The sequence below is a fragment of the Geodermatophilus sp. CPCC 206100 genome, assembly GCF_048569675.1.
Classification (GTDB): domain Bacteria; phylum Actinomycetota; class Actinomycetes; order Mycobacteriales; family Geodermatophilaceae; genus Geodermatophilus.
The window spans coordinates 37912-57138 of sequence record NZ_JAQISV010000018.1 but is presented as its reverse complement, the minus strand read 5'-3'; the positions used below and the strand labels follow the sequence as shown (position 1 = coordinate 57138).

Genomic DNA, 19227 nt, shown 5'->3' with positions numbered 1-19227 from the left:
GGGGCAGGATGGGCGGCGATGAGCGCCGTCCAGCCTGCCCCCGCCCCGTCCGCCGACAACCCGCTGCTGGCGCCCTCCCCGCTGCCGCTGCAGCTGCCGCCGTTCGCGGCGATCACCCTCGAGCACTGCCGGGAGGCGCTGCTGGCCGGGATGGCCGAGCAGCGCGCCGAGGTCGCCGCGATCGTCGGGTCGGCCGAGCGCCCGGACCTCGCCAACACCGTCGTCGCGCTGGAGCGCTCGGGCCGGCTGTACCGCCGGGCCGGAGCGGTGTTCCACAACCTCGCCTCCTCGGTCTCCTCGCCGCGGCTGCGGGAGATCGAGCGCGAGCTGGCACCGCTGGAGGCGGCGCACTCCGACGCGCTGCGGCTGGACCCGGCGCTGTTCGCGCGCCTCGACGCGGTCCACGCCGGTCGGCACGAGGCCGGCCTCGACCCCGAGTCCCTCCGCCTGGTCGAGCGGTACCACCTCGACTTCGTCCTGTCCGGCGCCCGCCTCGACGAGGCCGGCCGGGCCCGCCTCGGCGAGCTCAACCAGGAGCTGTCCGCGCTGTCCACGACCTTCGGGCAGCAGCTCCAGCTGGCGACGGAGGCCGCGGCCGTCGTCGTGACCGACCGCGCCCAGCTCGACGGGCTCGGGGACGCCGAGGTCGGTGCCGCCGCCCGGGCCGCCGCCGACCGCGGGGTCGAGGGCTTCCTGCTCCCGCTGCTGCTGCCGACCGGCCAGCCCGTGCTGGCCAAGCTGCGCGACCGCGCGCTGCGGCGGCGGGTGTTCGAGGCGTCGGTGGGCCGGGCCTCGGCGGGGGAGCACGACAACGGCCCCGTCGCCGTCCGCATCGCCCGGCTGCGCGCCGAGCGGGCCCGCCTGCTCGGCTTTCCCACCCACGCTGACCTCGTGCTCGCCGACTCGACCGCGCGGACCACCGAGGCGGTCGACGCCATGCTCGCCACGATGGTCGCGCCGGCGCGGGCGAACGCCGACGCCGAGGCGGCCGCGCTGGCCGAGGTGGCCGCCCGCGACGGGGTTCCCGACCTCGCCCCCTGGGACTGGGCCTACTACAGCGAGCGGGTGCGGGCCGAGCGCTACGCCGTCGACACCGCCGCCCTCCGCCCGTGGTTCGAGCTGGACCGGGTGCTCGTCGACGGCGTCTTCCGCGCCGCCGAGCTGCTCTACGGCTACCGGTTCACCCACCGCCCCGACCTGGCCGGCTACCACCCCGACGTGCGCGTGTGGGAGGTGAGCGACGCGCAGGGGGAGACCGTCGGCCTCTACCTCGGGGACTTCTACGCCCGCGAGGGCAAGCGGGGCGGCGCGTGGATGAGCTCCTTCGTCACCCAGTCCCGACTGCTCGACACCCGCCCGGTCGTGGTGAACAACCTCAACGTGAGCCGCGCGGCCGACGGCCGGCCGACGCTGCTCACCCTCGACGAGGTCAACACCCTGTTCCACGAGTTCGGGCACACGCTGCACGGGCTGAGCTCGGCGGTCACCTACCCGCGCTTCGCCGGCACCAGCGTGCCGCGCGACTTCGTGGAGTTCCCCAGCCAGGTCAACGAGATGTGGGCGCTGTGGCCCGAGGTGCTCGCCGGCTACGCCCGCCACGTGGAGACCGGGGAGCCGCTGCCGGCCAGCGTCGTCGAGGCGATCGAGGCCGCGCAGCTGTGGGGGGAGGGCTTCGCGACGCTGGAGTACCTCGCGGCCACGCTGCTCGACCAGGCCTGGCACCGCATCACTCCGGAGACGGAGATCGGCGACCCCGCCGACTTCGAGCGGGCCGCCCTCGAGGCGGCCGGCGCCGCCCACGACCTGGTGCCGCCGCGGTACCGGACGACCTACTTCCAGCACGTCTTCGCCGGGGGCTACGCGGCCGGCTACTACTCCTACATCTGGTCGGAGGTCCTCGACGCCGACACCGTGGAGTGGTTCAAGGAGAACGGCGGCCTGCGCCGGGAGAACGGGGACGCGTTCCGCGAGCGGCTGCTGTCGGTGGGCGGTTCGGTCGACCCGCTGGCGGCCTTCCGCGCCGTCCGCGGCCGGGACGCCGACCCGACTCCGCTGCTGCGCCGGCGCGGGCTGCTCCCTGCGGCCTGAGCCGGCTCGAGCGGAGGGCGATGGGCGCGTCCCCCGCGCCGGAGCACTCCGCTCGCACCGTCAGAGCCAGGGCAGTCCGAGGACGACGTCGAGGTCGTCGGGGGCCTCGCCGTCGCGGACCAGCCGGTTGGGCTGGCGGTGGCCGCACGCCGTGCAGCGGTGGACCACCTGCCAGCCCTTGCCCGACTTCTCGACCAGGCCGATCGGCTCCATGGGCGCCTGGCACTCGCTGGCCCGGTCGCCGGGCAGGTCGTCGACGTGCAGCGACCACAGGCACACCGGGCAGTGGTTGCGGTAGTGCCCGTCGGTGTTCGCCGGCACGGGGCTGGCGCAGTGGACGCACGCGAAGCCGGTGTTCTCCGCCCGCCGGGAGCGGGCCGGCCGGGGCACGCGAGTGCCCGCGGTCAGGGGACGAAGGGCTCGACGGCGACGACGTCGACGGTGATGTCGCGGCCGTTGGGCGCCTGGTAGGTCACCGTCGCGCCCGGCGCGGCGCCGAGGATGGCCGCACCGAGGGCGGACTCGGGGGAGTACACCGACAGGTCGGTGGTGCCGACGATCTCGCGCGAGCCGAGGAGGAACTTCTCGGTCTCGTCGTCGCCCTGGAAGCGGATGGTGATGACCGTGCCGGTGGCGGCGTGGGTCGCCGTCGTCGGGGCGTCGCCGACCCGCGCCTTGCGCAGCAGGTCGGTCAGCTGGCGGATCCGGCCCTCCTGCTTGCCCTGCTCGTCCTTGGCGGCGTGGTAGCCGCCGTTCTCGCGGAGGTCGCCCTCCTCGCGGCGGGCGTTGATCTCGGCGGCCATGGCCGGCCGGCCCGCCACCAGCGTGTCGAGCTCGGCCTTCAACCGGTCGTGGGCCTCCTGGGTCAGCCAGACGCCCTGGTCCTGCTCGTCAGTGGGGGTGGACACGACGGTGCTCCTGAAATGTCGGTGGCCGCTCCCCGTCCGGGGAACGGCCGCGTTCAGAACGGTCAACGTAACACCGCTCGGGCGGTGCGTGTTCCGGTCGGAGTGGCGCGGGACCCGGGAGGGAACCGGCCCCCGGGTGACCCGCGCCACGTCCACCCGATCGGAGCCCCCGGGGGCGGCGGCACCCCGCACGAGCGGGGGATGATGTCCTGGTGACCGAAGCAGACCCGTTGCGCCTGCTCGCCGTGCACGCCCATCCCGACGACGAGTCGAGCAAGGGCGCCGCGACGATGGCGAAGTACGTCGCGGAGGGCGTCCGCGTCATGGTGGCGACCTGCACCGGCGGTGAGCGCGGCTCCGTGCTCAACCCGGCGATGGACCGCCCGGACGTCTGGGAGCGCCTGCCCCAGATCCGCCGCGAGGAGATGGACCGCGCCCGGGAGGTCCTCGGCATCGAGCAGGAGTTCCTCGGCTTCGTCGACTCCGGCCTGCCCGAGGGCGACCCGCTGCCGCCGCTGCCCGAGGGCTGCTTCGCGCTGGTGCCGACCGAGGAGGCGGCGGCGCCGCTGGTGGAGCTGATCCGGCGGTTCCGGCCGCACGTCATCACCACCTACGACGAGCGAGGCGGGTACCCCCACCCCGACCACATCAAGACCCACGAGATCTCGGTGCACGCGTTCGAGGCCGCCGGCGACCCCGACCGCTACCCCGAGCTCGGCGAGCCGTGGCAGCCGCTCAAGCTCTACTACCACATGAGCTTCACGCTGCCCCGGACCCGGGCGCTGCACGAGGCCATCCTCGCCTCCGGCGCGGAGTCGCCCTACGCCGAGTGGCTGGAGAACTGGGACCCGGACCGCGACATGTCGCACCGGGTCACCACGAAGGTGCCCTGCGCGGAGTACTTCCCCGTCCGGGACGCCGCGCTCATCGCGCACGCGACGCAGATCGATCCGCTCGGCCGCTGGTTCGCCTGCCCCATGGAGGTCCAGCAGCAGGTGTGGCCGACCGAGGACTACGAGCTGGCGCGCTCGGTCGTCGACTCGCCCGCGCCCGAGGACGACCTGTTCGCCGGCGTCCGCAGCGAGGTGATCGTCCGATGACCGCCGCCGCCGTGCTGGCCGCCGGCGAGCAGCTGCCCGAGGACGTCGGCAAGTCCGGCCCCCTGGGCCTGCTGCTCCTCGTGCTGCTGCTCATCGCGACCGCGCTGCTGGTCAAGTCGATGTCGCGGCACCTCAAGCGGCTGCCGACCAGCTTCGACCCGGCCGACGAGGAGCCGCAGGTCGTCGTCCCGGACACCCCGGCCGAACTGGTGGAGCCCCGCCCGGAGCCCGGCCAGGAGCTGCTGGACACGCTGCGCCGCGCGCCCCTGGCCACCGAGCCGCCCCGCGACGACGCGGCCGGCCGGGGCCCCCCTCGGGGCGGACCGGCCGCCCGTCGCCGCGGTCCGCCGCGCCCTCCCCGCGGACGGGGGAGGGCGCAGCGGTCACTGCTCCCAGCGGTGCGCGACGTCGATGACCAACCGGTCGAGGCCCGCGGAGCTGCCCTCGATGAGGAACACCCGGAAGGGCAGCCGGGCCCGCGTGCCGATGCCGAGGTCGGTCCGGCCCTCGTAGGAGCCCAGCCACCGCACCTGCCGCAGGGTGGGGAAGCCGCGGACGTCGACGACCTCCCGCGGGTTGGCCGGCGAGTAGGTCGGGTCGCCGCTCTCGTCGTACGCCACGGCGCCCAGGGTCACCTGCAGCGCCGCACCGCCGCGCAGCGGGACGACGTCCCCGCTGCCCGGCGACCGGACCGCCGGCACGTAGCGGACCGACCAGGCGTCGAAACCGGACACGTCGGCGACGTCGACGACCACCCGGTCGTAGCAGGCGTGCCGGCCGGCCCGGACGCCCGTGACGAGGTCGTCGCCGGGCTCGGTGGCGTGCACGGACTTCGCCTGAGAGCCCCAGGTGAGGCCGCAGTAGGGGCTGGCGTTCGCGGCCGCGGGCGCGATCACCCCCAGGCCGGCGAGGGCCGCGACGACGGCAACGAGGATGCGGACGCGGGTCCCGGTCATGGAAACCTCCTGAGCAGTCGGTGTGGACGTCGTGAGAATCCGCCGACACGCGCGGACCGCACCAGTGCTCGTGACGTCTGCACACCACGAAGGAACCGCCATCTTGTCGTCACGATTCGCCGAGCAGTCGGCGTGTGCACTCGACGGGTCCTGGCATCTGTGCTCTGCGTGACGGTTCCTCGTCCGCTCCGCCCGTGCCAGAGGGTGACCCGGACCATGACCTCCGGTACATCCGCACGGTCTCGGCCCCGCCGACCATCTGCGCCATGACCCCGCGCACCCGCCGCTCCACCGCCGCTCGGAGGTCCTCATGACCGCCTTCACCGCCGTCCCGGCCCGCTCCGGGCACCGCAGCCTGCGCACACCGGTGGCGTGGGGCGTCGTCCTCGGCGTTCTCCAGGCCGCCTCCCCGTTCGCCTTCCCCTGGCTGGACCCCGCGACCGTCTACGCCCTGGGGCTCGCCCTGATCGCCGCCGTCTACATCGGCTTCGCCGTCGCCGACGGGCGCGCGCACGTCCTCGCCGTCGAGACGGTCGTCGCGACCGCGTTCGTGGTCGTCGCCGCGGCCGCGGTGACCGGGACGCCCTGGCTGATCGTCGCCGGCCTGGTCGGCCACGGCGTCAAGGACGCGTGGCAGCACCGCACCGGCTTCGTCGCGGGCACCCGCTGGTGGCCGCCGTTCTGCGCCACCGTCGACGTCGTCGCCGCCGGGCTGGTCGCCGTGGCGATCGCGGCCGGCGTCCCCGGCCTCTCCTGAGCACCCGGCGCGTCCACCGGGTCGAGCGGTGCCGCCGACGCTCGGCCCCAGCCGTCCACCCCATCCCCAGGAAGGCCGCACGATGACCACCACCACGCCGACCGCCGCAGCGGCCGCTCCCGCCGCCGGCCGGGGACCCCGCCGCGGCCCCATCCGACGGGTCATCGCCGGATCGCTGCTGACCGGGGCGGTCCTCGCCGCCCTCCTCCCCCTGGTCGTGTTCGCCGGCGCACCCGAGCCCGTCATCACCGGATCGGCCCTGCTCGGCTTCGCGGTCGGCTGGGCGGTGCTCGCGGTCCTGTCGGCCCGCACGACCGACCAGCCCCAGCGGTGGGCCTGGGTGCCGGCGGCCGTCCTGGGGACGACCGGGCTGGGGCTGCTCGTAGCTGTCCCGGACGACCGGGTGTTGACCGCCGCCGGCTGGGCCTGGCCACCGCTGCTGCTCGCTCTCGCCGGGTGGACGGTCCTCCGTGTGCGCCGCTCGCTGGCGGCCGGCAGCGGCCGCCGGCTGCTCCACCCCGTGGTGGCGCTGATGGCCGCCGCGGCCGTCGGCGGCGCGATCGAGACCGTCGGGCTCGCCGCCGACCAGCGCGCCCACGCCATGCCGGGTCAGCTTCACGACGTCGGCGGCCACCGGCTGCACCTGGACTGCACCGGCTCGGGCGGCCCCACCGTCGTCCTGCAGAGCGGGCTGGGCGGGTTCTCGGCCAGCTGGGCGCGGATCGCCCCGGCCGTCGCCGGCACCACCCGGGTCTGTGCCTACGACCGCGCCGGGCAGGGCTGGAGCGAGGACGCAGCCGGCTCGCAGGACGGACTGGCCGCCGCCGCAGACCTGCACGCCCTGCTCGCCCGCGCCGGCGAGAGCGGCCCGTACGTGCTGGTCGGGCACTCCATCGGCGGCGACCACGCGATGACCTACGCCGCCCGCTACCCCGAGCAGGTGGCCGGGATGGTCCTGCTCGACGCCACCAGCCCCTACCGGTCCGCCGGCACCGGCGAGACCCACTCCGGTCCGCCCAGCGCGGTCGCCGTGCTGCCCAGCCTGACCCGCCTCGGCATCGGGCGGCTGCTGCCGACCTCCTTCTGGACCGCCCTGCCCGAGCCGGCCGCGGGTCGGTTGCAGGCGTTCGCCAGCAGCCCTCGCGGCGCACGCAACACCGTCGCCGAGTCGGCCACCCTGCCCACGCTGCTGACCCAGGCTCAGGCGCTGTCCACCCTCGGCAGCAGGCCGCTGGTGGTGGTCACCGCGGCCGAGCACGCGGCCGATCCGGACTGGGCGGCTGCCCACCACCGGATGGCCGCGCTGTCCACCGACAGCAGCCACCGCACCGCGGACGCGACGCACGCCGGCCTGCTCGACGAGGAGCACGGGGCGCAGTTGTCGGCGCGCGCGATCGGGGACGTCGTCCAGGCCGCGCGGACGGGGACACCCCTCGCGCCGCACTGACGCCGCCCCCGCCGGTGAGCCGGATCCAGCCGTCGCCGCAGCCGTTCGCACGGCGGCCGGTGGGGGAAGAGGAGGGGCATGCCGAACCGTCTCGCCGCGGCCACGAGCCCCTACCTGCTGCAGCACGCGGACAACCCGGTCGACTGGCGGGAGTGGGGAGACGAGGCGTTCGCCGAGGCGCGGGAGCGCGACGTCCCCGTCCTGGTCTCGGTGGGCTACGCCGCCTGCCACTGGTGCCACGTCATGGCGCACGAGTCGTTCGAGGACGAGGCCACCGCGGCGCAGTTGAACGCCGACTTCGTGTGCGTGAAGGTCGACCGCGAGGAGCGCCCGGACGTCGACAGCGTCTACATGACCGCCACCCAGGCGCTCACCGGGCACGGTGGCTGGCCCATGACGGTGTTCACCACGCCCGAGGGCCGGCCGTTCTACTGCGGCACCTACTTCCCGCCCCGGCCGGTCTCCGGGATGCCGGCGTTCCGGCAGGTGCTGTCGGCGGTCACCGACGCCTGGCGGAGCCGGCGGGCGGAGCTGGAGGACGCCGGCACCCGGATCGTGCAGGGCATCTCCGCACGCCTGGAGCTCGCCGCGCCCTCGCCGCTAGAACCGCGGGTGCTGGACGCCGCGGTGGCGGCGCTGGCCGGCGGCCACGACGAGCGGTACGGCGGCTTCGGCGGCGCTCCCAAGTTCCCGCCGTCGATGGTCCTGGAGTTCCTGCTCCGGCACCGGGCCCGCACCGGCGACGACGCGGCCCTGCGCATGGCCCGTGGCACGCTCGAGGCGATGGCCCGCGGCGGCATCAACGACCAGCTCGCCGGCGGGTTCGCCCGGTACTCGGTCGACGAGCGCTGGGTGGTGCCGCACTTCGAGAAGATGCTCTACGACAACGCCCTGCTCCTGCGGGTCCACGTGCGCCTGTGGCGGGCCACCGGCGACGAGTGGGCCCGGCGCGTGGCCGACGAGACGGCGGCCTTCCTCGTCCGCGACCTCGGCACCCCGGAGGGCGGCTTCGCCTCCGCGCTCGACGCCGACACCGAGGGCGTCGAGGGCCTCACCTACGTGTGGACGCCGGCGCAGCTGGTCGAGGTCCTGGGCGAGGACGACGGGCGCTGGGCAGCGGAGCTCTTCACCGTGACCGAGCGCGGCACGTTCGAGCACGGGACGTCGACGCTGCAACTGCTCCGCGACCCGGACGACCCCGAGCGGTTCGCCTCGGTGCGGGCGCGGCTGTCCGAGGCCCGGGCGCGGCGCCCGCAGCCGGCCCGGGACGACAAGGTGGTCACCGCCTGGAACGGGCTCGCGATCGCGGCGCTGGCCGACCACGGCGTCCTCACCGGGGACGACGGATCCGTGGCCGCCGCCCGCCGGGCGGCGGAGCTGCTGGCCTCGACGCACTGGGTGGACGGCCGGCTGCGCCGGGTCTCGAGGAACGGGGTGGCCGGCGCGCCGGCCGGGGTCCTCGAGGACTACGGCGACCTCGCCGAGGGCCTGCTCGCCCTGCACCAGGCCACCGGCGAGGGACGCTGGCTGGAGCTGGCCGGCGACCTGCTCGACGTCGTGGCGGAGCAGTTCATCGACGCCGAGGGCTGGCACGACACCGCCTCCGACGCCGAGGCGCTGGTGCACCGGCCCTTCGACCCGGCCGACGGCCCCACGCCCGCGGGCATCGCGGCCGCCGCCGGTGCCGCGGTCACCTACGCGGCGCTCGCCGGGTCGCCGCGGCACCGCGAGCTGGGGGAGGCGGCCGTCGGGTCACTGGCGCGGCTGGTCGAGCGGGCACCGCAGGCGGCCGGGTGGGCCGCGGCGGTCGGGGAGGCGCTGCTGGCCGGGCCGCTCGAGGTCGCGGTGAGCGGTCCGGCGGGACCGGGGCGCGACGCCCTCGCCGCGGCGGCGCGGGCCTCGGCCAGCCCGGGTGCCGTCGTCGTGGTGGGGGAGCCCGACACCCCGGGGGTCCCGCTGCTCGCGGGTCGACCGCCGGTGGACGGCCGGCCCGCGGCGTACGTGTGCCGCGGGTTCGTGTGCTCGGCGCCGGTCACCGACGTGTCCGCTCTGGGCGCAGCGATGGACCCTTCCTGAGGCCCCGCTCCCGAGCTACGGTGTAAGCGTGTAATCACCACGCTGAGGAGGCCGTCGTGCACGGACACCACCACCGCTTCTCCGACTCCCCGTTCGCCGGCCTGCGCGGCGGGTTCCGCGGGCCCGGCCCCCGCGGCCGCGGTCCCGGCGGCCGCGGGCGGGGCGCCGACTCCGCCCCACCGGTCGACCGCGCCGAGGTGGCCGGCTGGTTCGCCGGCCGGCTGCCCGACGGCTGGTTCACCGGCCCGGTGGAGCTGACCATCGACCGCGACGAGATCACCGTCGTCGGCACGCTGCCGGAGCCGTCGGCCGGGGAGGGCGACCCCGCGGCCGCCCGCGCCGGCCGGATCGCCCGCTTCCGCGAGGAGACCCGCTCGCAGCGCATGGGCATCGCGGACGCGGCGCAGGAGCGCTACGGCCGCTCGGTCGCCTGGGGCGCGGCCTGCGGCGACGCCCGCGAGCTGTTCACCAGCCTCTCCGTGCCGGTCATGACCCGGCTCCGGCAGCCCGAGCGGCTGGTGCTCGACACGCTGGTGGACGCGGGCGTCGCCCGCTCCCGCTCCGATGCGCTGGCCTGGGCCGTGCGCCTGGTCGGGGAGCACGCGGAGTCGTGGCTCGGCGAGCTGCGCGACGCGATGGCCGCCGTCGAGGAGGTGCGCGCGCGGGGTCCCCGCTCCGAGTGAGCGGTGCCAGGCTGGCCGGGTGCCCGAGCCGCTGGACCTGCTGCACGCCGCCTACGCCGACCTCTCGGAGGTGCTCTCGTCCCTGAGCGCCGGCGAGGGCTGGCAGCCGACCGGCTGCGCCGGCTGGACGCCGGTCGACCTGGGTTTCCACCTGCTCGGCGACGCCCGCCGGGCGCTGGTCGCGCTGCACACCCCGGCGCCCGGCCCGGCGGACACCACCGCCGTCGACTACTGGCGGGCCTGGCGTCCGCCGGCGCCGGACGACGAGGACGAGCTGTGGAGCACCCGCGTGGCGGCCAGCGTCCAGGGCGGGTTGGGAGCGGTGCAGCGGCGCTACGCGGAGGCATCCGCCGCGGTCGTCGTGGCGGCCGGCCGGGTGGCGCCGGATGAGGTCGTCGCCAGCCAGGGCGCGGCCCTGACGGTGGCCGACCTGCTGTCCACCCTCGTCGTCGAGGCGGCGGTCCACCACCTGGACCTGGTGCTGCACCTGGACCGGCCCGGGCCCGGCCCGGCGCCGCTGGCCGAGGTGCGCCGCGTGCTCGAGGGCCTGCTCGGCGGCCCGCTGCCGCAGGAGTGGGACGACGTCACCGTGGCCCGGCGCGGCACCGGCCGGGAACCGCTGGAGGCCGGTGACCGCGCCGAGCTGGGGGCCGCGGCAGAGCGGTTCCCGTTGTTCGGCTGAGCACCAGGGACACTGGGGGCGTGACCGCCGCGCTCCCGATCTCGACCGACGTCCTCGTCGTCGGCGCCGGCCCCGCGGGCTCGGCCGCCGCGGCGTGGGCGGCGCGGACCGGCCGGGACGTCGTCCTCGCCGACGCGGCGCGCTTCCCGCGCGACAAGACCTGCGGCGACGGGCTCACCCCCCGCGCGGTCGCCGAGCTCGACGCGCTGGACCTGGGCGACTGGGCGCGGGCCCGCGCCCGCAACCGCGGGCTGCGCGCCGCCGGCTTCGGCCGGGTCTGGGAGCTGCCCTGGCCCGGTGGCGCGTTCCCCGACCACGGCAGCGCGGTGCCGCGCACCGAGCTGGACGCGCGGATCCGCGAGGTCGCGCTGGCCGCCGGCGCCGTTCCGCTGGACGGCGCCCGCGCGGTCGACGTCGAGCGGAACGGCGACCGGGTGACGGGGGTGGTGTTCGAGCTGGCCGACGACGAGACGGTCACCGTCGGCTGCCGGCGGCTCGTGGTCGCCGACGGCGTCCGCTCGCCGCTGGGGCGGGTGCTCGGCCGCGAGTGGCACCGGGAGACCGCCTACGGCGTGGCCGCCCGCGGCTACGTGCGCTCCGCCCGGGCCGACGACGAGTGGATCTCCTCGCACCTGGAGCTGCGTGGCGCCGACGGTGAGCTGCTGTCCGGCTACGGCTGGGTCTTCCCGCTCGGCGCGGCGTCCGGGCAGGTGAACATCGGCGTCGGCACGCTGGCCACCGCGCGCCGTCCCGCGGGCGTGCAGCTCAAGTCGCTGCTGGAGACCTACGCCGACGCCCGCCGCGCGGACTGGCGGCTGGACGGGCCGGTGGAGGCGCCGGCCTCGGCGCTGCTGCCCATGGGCGGCGCGGTGTCGGGGGTCGCGGGCCGGAACTGGGCGCTGATCGGGGACGCCGCCGGGTGTGTGAACCCGCTCAACGGCGAGGGGATCGACTACGGGATGGAGACCGGCCGGACCCTCGCCGGCCTGCTCGACGAGGACGACTGGTCGCTCGCGTGGCCCGCGACGCTGCGCCGGCACTACGGCGAGGCGTTCTCCATCGCGCGGCGGCTGGCCGGGCTGCTCACCGTCCCCCGCTTCCTCCCCGCGGCGGGTCCGGTGGGCATGCGCTCGCCGGCGCTGATGACGGTCGCGCTCCGGGTGATGGGCAACCTGGTCACCGACGCCGACCGCGACGTGGTCGCGCGGGCGTGGCGGCTGGCCGGCCGGCTGTCGGTCCGGGTGGACGACCGCCCGCCGTTCCCCGCCGCCGACCTCCGGACGGCCTGACCCCCGTCGGTTCTCGCGGAAACCGACAGGAGGGGGGCTCCCTCAGCCCAGGAAGGGCGAGTTGTACATCGCGAAGTAGACGGCGATGTAGTGGCAGATCGCGGCCACGATCGTCATTGCGTGGAAGACCTCGTGGTAGCCGAAGACGCCGGGCCACGGGTTGGGCTTTCTGATCGCGTAGGCGATCCCGCCGATCGTGTAGAGCACGCCGCCCACGGCCAGCAGCACCAGCGAGGTGACCCCGGCGATGTGCAGGATGTCGGTGAGGATGAACACCGCGACCCAGCCCAGCCCGATGTAGAGGGGCACGCCGACCCAGCGCGGGGCGGTCGGCCAGGTGAGCTTCAGGCTGACTCCGGCGAGGGCCCCGGCCCAGACCCCGGCGAGGATCCAGTAGCCGGTCGGCTGGTTGACGGCCAGCAGCGCGAACGGCGTGTACGTGCCGGCGATGAACAGGAAGATCATCGAGTGGTCGAGCCGCTTCATGATCTTCCAGCCGCGCGGTGACCAGCGCCGGCGGTGGTAGAGCGCGCTCACCCCGAACAGGCCGCAGATGGTCAGGCAGTAGACCGCCACGGAGAACCCGGAGCGGGCGCCGAGGACCGAGGCCAGCGGGATGAGGACGGCGCCGGCGACGATCGCGCCGAAGAACGCGAACAGGTGCAGCCAGCCCCGCATCCGCGGCCGGGTGTCGGGGTGGTCCCAGTCCTCGTCGGCGAAGTCCTCGGCGGTCCACGTGTGCTCGACGCGTTCGCCCTCGCTGACGACGGTGGCCACGGCGTCGGCGCGCGGCGCCTCGAGCTCAGCGCTGTCCGCCTCGACCCGCACCGGGTCGCGGGCATCGGGGAAGGCGCTCATGGACCGAGGTTAAGCCGCGGAGTCGGCGCGCGCCGGGGGGCGTCGGAGGGCTCCGGACCGGCCCGGCTGTGACCTCCGTGACGGCTGTGACGGGTGTGACTCGTGCGGTCGTGAGACTGCTGTGGCGCAAGTCATGAAGTGCGCTCGCGGCGCCCCTGTGACGATTGCGCAGCAGGACCGGTCCGTCACGCAGATGTGGCTCATGACCTGCACATTCGAGGTCGGCGATCACGCATAGCACCCATGCGGTCCTCCCCAGCTACGACGCGCTTCGGAACACATCAGTTCGTATCGATCTGATTACGAAGCGCTACCGTCCTCGTCGATGTTTCTCAAACTCCTCCTCGCCCGTCGCCTCCTGTCGGCCTGCGTTGTCACCAGCGCCGTCGGAGGTGGCCTCGTCGTCAGCCACGAAGTCGTCGCGGTCGAGCAGCCGCCGGCGGCCGCCACCGCTGCTCCGGCGGAGGACCGCGCCTCCGCGGTCTCCCCGGACGCGGCGTCCCGCGGGTCCCGCGAGTCCTCCTGGAGCCGCTCGCCCGACGCGACCTCCAGCACCGCGACGCAGGCGCCGCCGACCGAGGTCGAGGCGCCGGCCCGCGCGTCCTCGACGCGGCGGACGGGGGGCGGTGCAGGGGCGGGCTCGTCCGCACCCGGCACCCCCCAGGCTCCGCAGCAGCCCCCGGCGGGGACGTCGTCCAGCGCGCCGGCGCCCGCTCCGGCCCCCCGGCCCGCCCCGGCCCCGGCGCCGGCCCCTGCCCCGGCTCCCGCCCCGGCCGCGGTCCCGTCGTCCGGCAGTGCGATCCCCGCCACGAACCTCGACGGCTGGAACCTCGTGCTCGCCGAGGACTTCTCCCGTGACGCCGCGCTCGGCCAGTTCGACTCGGTCTACCCCGGCTGGTCCGGCTACGACGGCGGGCGGGACACCTCCAAGAACGGCACGTACAACAGCGACGCGGTCGTCAGCGTGTCCGGCGGTGTCGTCACCAAGAACCTGCACTCGGGGAACGGCGGCGCCCAGGTCGCGGCGCTCACGCCCGCCGTCAACGGCAAGGCCTGGAACGGGCAGCTGTACGGCCGCTACTCGGTCCGCTTCCGCGCCGACGACGTCCCCGGCTACAAGATCGCGTGGCTGCTGTGGCCGTCGAACGACGACTGGAGCCAGGGCGAGATCGACTTCCCCGAGGCCGACCTCGGCAGCACCATCTCCGGGTTCTCCCACGACGTGACCGGCAACCCGTCGCGCAACGCCTGGCACATGAACACGGGCACGTCGATGACCGACTGGCACACCGCGACCATCGAGTGGACGGCGGACCGGGTCACCTTCATCCTCGACGGCCAGGCGCAGTCGACCACCGACCGCAGCGCCATCCCCACCGACCCCATGCGCTGGGTGCTGCAGACCGAGACCGCGCTCGACGGCGGCGCTCCCGGCGGCGGCGCGTCGGGCCGCGTGCAGGTCGACTGGGTGGCCGCCTGGTCGCGCGCCTGACGCCGACCGGGAGGGGCGCGCTGGTGTCCCTCCCGGGTCGGCAGCGTGACCGGGCGCGGGCCTAGGGTGACCTCCGTGGGGGTGCGTCAGTGGGTGCGCGACGTCCTCACCGAGGTGTACGAGCGGCGGCTGGCGCGGGAGCTCGAGGACGCGCAGGTGCCGCGGCACGTCGGGGTCATCGTCGACGGCAACCGCCGCTGGGCCCGCGCCATCGGGCTGGACGACCCCAACGACGGACACCGCCGCGGCGCGGACCGGATCGCCGGGTTCCTGGGGTGGTGCGACGAGGCGGGCGTGGAGGTGGTCACCCTCTTCCTGCTCTCCACCGACAACCTCTCCCGGCCCGAACCGGAGCTGGTCCCGCTGCTGCGGATCATCGAGGGCGTCGCGGAGGACCTCGCCGCGGCCGACCGGCGATGGCAGCTGCGCGCGGTGGGGGCCCTCGAGCTGCTGCCGGCCGAGACCGTCGCCGTCCTCAAGCAGGCCGAGGAGGCCACCCGGGACCGGCCAGGGGCCACGGTGAACCTCGCCGTGGGCTACGGGGGACGGCGGGAGATCGCCGACGCCGTCCGGTCGCTGTTGGCCGAGCACGCCGAGCGGGGGACGACGCTCGACGAGCTGGTGGGGGTGCTCGACGTGGAGCACATCGCCGAGCACCTCTACACCCGCGGCCAGCCCGATCCGGACCTGGTGATCCGCACCAGCGGGGAGCAGCGGCTGTCGGGGTTCCTGCTCTGGCAGACGGCGCACTCGGAGTTCCACTTCACCGACGTCTACTGGCCCGACTTCCGGCGGGTGGACTTCCTGCGCGCGCTCCGGGCCTACGCCGCCCGACACCGCCGCTTCGGCTGCTGAGAAACTGCCGGTCATGGCGGCCCTCCCTCTCGACGTCCCCCTGGAGTACGTGCGGCTGGGGCTGCGGTTCGACCGGCTGGAGCACGGCTTCGTCGACGCCTACACCGGGGACCGCCGGATCCGGGCGCAGGTCGACGACGAGCCGGCGCCCACTCCGCAGGGGCTGCGCGACCAGGCGCGGGCGCTGCTCGGCGAGCTCGACGTCGCCGGCCTGCCGGCCGACCGCGCCGAGTTCCTCCGCGGCCAGCTGACCGGTCTGGAGTGCACGGCGCGGAAGATGAGCGGCGAGCCGGTCGCGTTCCTCGACGAGGTGGCCAGCTACTTCCAGGTGCGGCTGACCCTCGGCGACCCGGCCGACTACGCCGCCGCGCACGCCGAGCTCGACGCGCTGCTGCCCGGCAGCGCCCCGCTGGCCGAGCGGTACGCCGCGCACCGGCGCCGCGAGGAGTGCCCGCCGCAGCGGCTGTCGGACGCGGTGCACGCGCTGTCCAGCGCGCTGCGCGACCGGGTCCGCGGCGCGTACGGGCTGCCCGAGGTCGAGACGGTGCGGTACGAGGTGGTCACCGACAAGCCCTGGTCGGGGTTCAACTACTACGAGGGGGACTACCGCTCGCGGGTCGCCATCAACGCCGACCTGCCGCACCGGCTGGGGCAGCTCCCGCACCTGGTCGCGCACGAGTCCTACCCGGGGCACCACACCGAGCACTGCCGCAAGGAGCAGGGGCTGGTGGAGCGGGCCGCGCGGCTGGAGCACACCGTCTTCCTCGTCAACACCCCCGAGTGCCTCATGGCCGAGGGGCTGGCCGACCTGGGCGTGCAGGCGTCGATCGGTGCGGGCTGGGGGCCGTGGGCCGCCGACGTCCTCGGCGACCTCGGGCTGCGCTTCGACGGGCACCTGGCCGAGCGGGTCGCGGCCGCGGTGGCGCCGCTCAACCGGGTGCGCCAGGACGCCGCCGTCCTCCTGCACGACCGCGGCGCCGACGCGGACGAGGTGGCCGCCTTCATCCAGCAGTGGTCGCTGGTGAGCGCCGAGCGGGCCCGGCAGCAGCTGCGGTTCCTGACCCACCCGCTGTGGCGGGCGTACACCACCACCTACGTCGAGGGCTTCGACCTGCTCTCGACCTGGCTGGACGCCCGCCCGGCCGGCCAGCCGGTCGCCGACCGCTTCGTCCGGCTGCTGGACGAGCCGCTCACGCCGGCCGCCGTCACCCGAGAGCTGCAGGCCGCCTGAGGCATGGCGCGGCGCAGCCCGGAGGAGGCCCGTGACCTGGGCCTGTGGACGGCGGGGTGGCTCGCCGTCCTGCTCGTCGGCGGCATCTGGTGGGTGGGTGACCTGGCCCTGCAGTGGCCGGTCCTGCTGGTGCCGCTGGGATGGGCGCTGGTCGCCGTCCGGCCGCGGCGGAGGCCCTGGGACGGGTGAGTCGCGTGGTGCCCCGACAGGGTGACACGACGCCGTCCGGACACGTTCCTGTCACCTCCTGGGCCTAACGTCCGCGGTGGAGGGCGAGCTCACCTCGCCGTCCACGGGAGGCCCGGTTGGTGCGACGTCGTTCGTCGACCAGGGGGCCGGTGCCCGGCCCCTGTGCCGGGGCCCGGCCACCTTCGATCCGGGGCGTAGACCGCGCCCCTCGGGAGTCGACTCGTGAGTAATCGCCGCACGTTCGTCCTCGACACCTCCGTCCTGCTCTCGGACCCCGCCGCGCTGCTGCGCCTCGGCGACAACGACGTGGTGCTCCCGCTCGTCGTGATCGGGGAGCTCGAGGACAAGCGCAACCACCCCGAGCTCGGCTGGTTCGCCCGCCAGGCGCTGCGCCTGCTCGACGACCTGCGGGTGGCCCACGGCCGGCTCGACGACCCGGTCCCGGTGGGCGAGGACGGCGGCACCCTGCACGTCGAGCTGAACCACAGCGACCCGTCGGTGCTCCCGGCCGGATTCCGCAACGACAGCAACGACAGCCGGATCATGGTGGTCGCGCTCAACCTGCGGGCCGAGGGGCGCGACGTCTGCCTGGTGACCAAGGACGTGCCGCTGCGCGTGAAGGCGGCCGCCGTGGGCCTGGAGACCGACGAGTACCGGGCGCTGGACGCCGTCGACGCCGGCTGGACCGGCATGGCCGAGCTGTCGCTGGACGACGGCGAGCTGGACGAGCTGTACGAGGCCGGCGAGGTGTTCGTGGCCGCCGCGGCCGAGCTGCCGCCGCACACGGGGCTGGTGCTGCTGTCCTCCCGCGGCTCGGCGCTGGGGCGGGTCACCCCCGACAAGCAGGTGCGGCTGGTGCGCGGGGACCGCGAGGCGTTCGGGCTGCACGGCCGCTCCGCGGAGCAGCGGGTGGCGCTCGACCTGCTGCTGGACCCCGACATCGGCATCGTCTCGCTCGGCGGGCGGGCCGGCACGGGCAAGTCGGCGCTCGCGCTGTGTGCCGGGCTCGAGTCGGTGATGGAGCGCCGGGCGCACAAGAAGGTGGTCATCTTCCGGCCGCTGTACGCCGTCGGGGGCCAGGAGCTCGGGTACCTGCCCGGCGGCGAGGGCGAGAAGATGTCGCCCTGGGCGCAGGCGGTCTACGACACCCTCGGCGCGCTGGTGTCCAAGGACGTGCTCGAGGAGATCGCCTCCCGCGACCTCATCGAGGTGCTGCCCCTCACCCACATCCGCGGCCGGTCGCTGCACGACTCCTTCGTGATCGTCGACGAGGCGCAGTCCCTCGAGCGCGGGGTGCTGCTGACCGTGCTGTCGCGGCTGGGCTCGGGGTCGCGGGTGGTGCTCACCCACGACGTCGCGCAGCGGGACAACCTGCGGGTCGGCCGGCACGACGGGATCGCGGCGGTGGTCGAGCAGCTGAAGGGGCACCCGCTGTTCGCGCACGTGACCCTGACCCGCTCGGAGCGCTCGGCGATCGCCGCGCTGGTCACCGAGATGCTGGAGGACCTCCCGCACTGACCCGGGCCCATTGCGGGCTCGCTCTCGCGGTTCTCTGACCGCGGTCGCGGTGGTACACCACCGCGACCGCGGGCGGAACGCCGCAAGAGGGGGTCAGGCCGCCCGCGCGCCGCGCGCGAAGGCCCGCCGGAGCCGCGCCCCCACGACAGCGGGCCGGTCGAGGTCGCCCCACGTCCACCGGGCCATCTGCCAGCCCGCGTCGCGCATCTCGTCCTCGCGCAGCTTCTCCTCGAACACGGCGTCGCCCGGCTCCTGGCCCGGCCGGAGGAGGCGCCCGTACTTCACCCGCCCGTCGAACTCGGCGAGGGACCGCTGCTCGTGCCAGCCGAAGTCACTGCGGCCGATCAGCCCACCGTCCGCGCGACGCACCGGTACCTGGAGGTCGGGCACAGGCAGCCCGAGCCGCCGGATCAGCACCCGACTCCGGCTCTCCCCGACGCTGCCGCTCCGTGCGTCGGCGAAGTCCAGGACCCGCGCCGCGCGCCGGGCGCCGGGCACGGGGCCCATGCCGGCGAGACAGGCGCGCAGCACCGGCCCGGTGGTGACGCCGGCAGCGAGCGCGGCGTCCGCCGTGACCACGGCCGGCTCGAAGGGGACGGTGCGGGCCAGGTCGACGACGGTGCGGGTGGCGTCGGTGACCAGGAGCCCATCGACGAGGACGACCTGGTCGTCCGGGACCTCGGCGACGTGGAGGTGCACCCGGGCGCTCCCGCTCCCCGCAGCCGGCGGGCGCCGGACCAGGTGCACCCGCGGCAGGGCGACGCCCCACAGCGGCAACCCGTGCAGGACCGCCGCCGACCCGTGGCTGACGAACCCGGGGCGGCGCAGCCCGGCGACCGTCGCGGTGATGACGAGGCGCCGGCGCTCGGCCACGGCCCCGGGAGCCAGGTAGGCGCCGCGCTGCAGGCGTTCCAGCTCGCCGCGGCGGACCATCCGGGCCAGCTCGCCGTCCGAGAGGCCACCGGCGAGGGCGTCGCCGCGGCGGAGCAGTTCGGGCCACGGTTCTCGATCGCTCACCGGGGCAGCGTGACCGCCGCCCGCGGGTGCGCGGGTCCGTCGGCGCGACCTGTGGACAGCTCCGCCGTGCTCTTGCGGTGT

General features: G+C 75.5%; 18 protein-coding genes. 13 read left to right on the top strand and 5 right to left on the bottom strand.

What is annotated here, in order from left to right:
* The first annotated feature begins 18 nt into the window (after positions 1-18).
* On the top strand, positions 19-2088 hold the full coding sequence (locus PGN05_RS10795) for a M3 family metallopeptidase (RefSeq protein ID WP_419752540.1): 2070 nt from the start codon (positions 19-21) through the stop codon (positions 2086-2088).
* 60 nt (positions 2089-2148) lie between these two features.
* On the opposite strand, the gene PGN05_RS10790 is transcribed toward PGN05_RS10795, so the two are convergent.
* Positions 2149-2478 carry an RNHCP domain-containing protein gene (locus PGN05_RS10790; protein ID WP_419752539.1) on the bottom strand — a complete coding sequence of 110 codons (330 nt, stop codon included), beginning with the start codon at positions 2476-2478 and terminating at the stop codon, positions 2149-2151.
* A gap of 14 nt (positions 2479-2492) precedes the next feature.
* The gene (gene greA, locus PGN05_RS10785) at positions 2493-2996 is read right to left on the bottom strand and encodes a transcription elongation factor GreA (RefSeq protein ID WP_419752538.1); all 504 of its coding nucleotides are present in this window, start codon (positions 2994-2996) and stop codon (positions 2493-2495) included.
* A 212-nt stretch (positions 2997-3208) separates the two neighbouring features.
* On the opposite strand from greA, the gene mca reads away from it, so the two are divergent.
* The gene (mca, locus tag PGN05_RS10780; RefSeq protein ID WP_419752537.1) at positions 3209-4096 is read left to right on the top strand and encodes a mycothiol conjugate amidase Mca; all 888 of its coding nucleotides are present in this window, start codon (positions 3209-3211) and stop codon (positions 4094-4096) included.
* A 383-nt stretch (positions 4097-4479) separates the two neighbouring features.
* On the opposite strand, the gene PGN05_RS10775 is transcribed toward mca, so the two are convergent.
* Positions 4480-5052 carry an AMIN-like domain-containing (lipo)protein gene (locus tag PGN05_RS10775; RefSeq protein WP_419752536.1) on the bottom strand — a complete coding sequence of 191 codons (573 nt, stop codon included), beginning with the start codon at positions 5050-5052 and terminating at the stop codon, positions 4480-4482.
* Between the two features lie 310 nt (positions 5053-5362).
* On the opposite strand from PGN05_RS10775, the gene PGN05_RS10770 reads away from it, so the two are divergent.
* From PGN05_RS10770 to PGN05_RS10745, 6 genes are all read left to right on the top strand, one after another.
* Positions 5363-5809, top strand: a complete 447-nt coding sequence (locus tag PGN05_RS10770; protein WP_419752535.1) for a hypothetical protein — start codon at positions 5363-5365, stop codon at positions 5807-5809.
* Positions 5810-5891: 82 nt separating this feature from the next.
* Entirely contained in the window at positions 5892-7256 is a 1365-nt protein-coding gene (locus PGN05_RS10765; RefSeq protein WP_419752534.1) for an alpha/beta fold hydrolase, read from the top strand.
* A 78-nt stretch (positions 7257-7334) separates the two neighbouring features.
* On the top strand, positions 7335-9332 hold the full coding sequence (locus tag PGN05_RS10760) for a thioredoxin domain-containing protein (protein WP_419752533.1): 1998 nt from the start codon (positions 7335-7337) through the stop codon (positions 9330-9332).
* 56 nt (positions 9333-9388) lie between these two features.
* Entirely contained in the window at positions 9389-10015 is a 627-nt protein-coding gene (locus PGN05_RS10755; protein WP_419752532.1) for a hypothetical protein, read from the top strand.
* Between the two features lie 19 nt (positions 10016-10034).
* Positions 10035-10697: a maleylpyruvate isomerase N-terminal domain-containing protein gene (locus tag PGN05_RS10750; protein WP_419752531.1), complete on the top strand. Its 663-nt coding sequence runs from the start codon at positions 10035-10037 to the stop codon at positions 10695-10697.
* A gap of 20 nt (positions 10698-10717) precedes the next feature.
* Positions 10718-11986, top strand: a complete 1269-nt coding sequence (locus PGN05_RS10745) for a geranylgeranyl reductase family protein (protein WP_419752530.1) — start codon at positions 10718-10720, stop codon at positions 11984-11986.
* Between the two features lie 42 nt (positions 11987-12028).
* Here PGN05_RS10745 and trhA read toward each other — a convergent pair whose 3' ends face one another.
* A complete protein-coding gene (gene trhA, locus PGN05_RS10740; RefSeq protein WP_419752529.1) occupies positions 12029-12844 on the bottom strand; it encodes a PAQR family membrane homeostasis protein TrhA in 816 nt (271 codons plus the stop codon).
* An 832-nt stretch (positions 12845-13676) separates the two neighbouring features.
* On the opposite strand from trhA, the gene PGN05_RS10735 reads away from it, so the two are divergent.
* The 5 genes from PGN05_RS10735 to PGN05_RS10715 all read left to right on the top strand — a co-directional run bounded on the left by PGN05_RS10735 (position 13677) and on the right by PGN05_RS10715 (position 18129).
* Positions 13677-14336 carry a glycoside hydrolase family 16 protein gene (locus PGN05_RS10735; RefSeq protein WP_419752528.1) on the top strand — a complete coding sequence of 220 codons (660 nt, stop codon included), beginning with the start codon at positions 13677-13679 and terminating at the stop codon, positions 14334-14336.
* A 75-nt stretch (positions 14337-14411) separates the two neighbouring features.
* Positions 14412-15191, top strand: a complete 780-nt coding sequence (locus PGN05_RS10730; RefSeq protein WP_419752527.1) for an isoprenyl transferase — start codon at positions 14412-14414, stop codon at positions 15189-15191.
* Positions 15192-15204: 13 nt separating this feature from the next.
* Positions 15205-16422: a DUF885 domain-containing protein gene (locus PGN05_RS10725; protein ID WP_419752526.1), complete on the top strand. Its 1218-nt coding sequence runs from the start codon at positions 15205-15207 to the stop codon at positions 16420-16422.
* Between the two features lie 3 nt (positions 16423-16425).
* On the top strand, positions 16426-16611 hold the full coding sequence (locus PGN05_RS10720) for a hypothetical protein (RefSeq protein ID WP_419752525.1): 186 nt from the start codon (positions 16426-16428) through the stop codon (positions 16609-16611).
* 222 nt (positions 16612-16833) lie between these two features.
* The gene (locus PGN05_RS10715; protein WP_419752524.1) at positions 16834-18129 is read left to right on the top strand and encodes a PhoH family protein; all 1296 of its coding nucleotides are present in this window, start codon (positions 16834-16836) and stop codon (positions 18127-18129) included.
* 93 nt (positions 18130-18222) lie between these two features.
* On the opposite strand, the gene PGN05_RS10710 is transcribed toward PGN05_RS10715, so the two are convergent.
* Positions 18223-19146, bottom strand: a complete 924-nt coding sequence (locus PGN05_RS10710) for a type IV toxin-antitoxin system AbiEi family antitoxin domain-containing protein (RefSeq protein WP_419752523.1) — start codon at positions 19144-19146, stop codon at positions 18223-18225.
* Positions 19147-19227 lie beyond the last annotated feature (81 nt).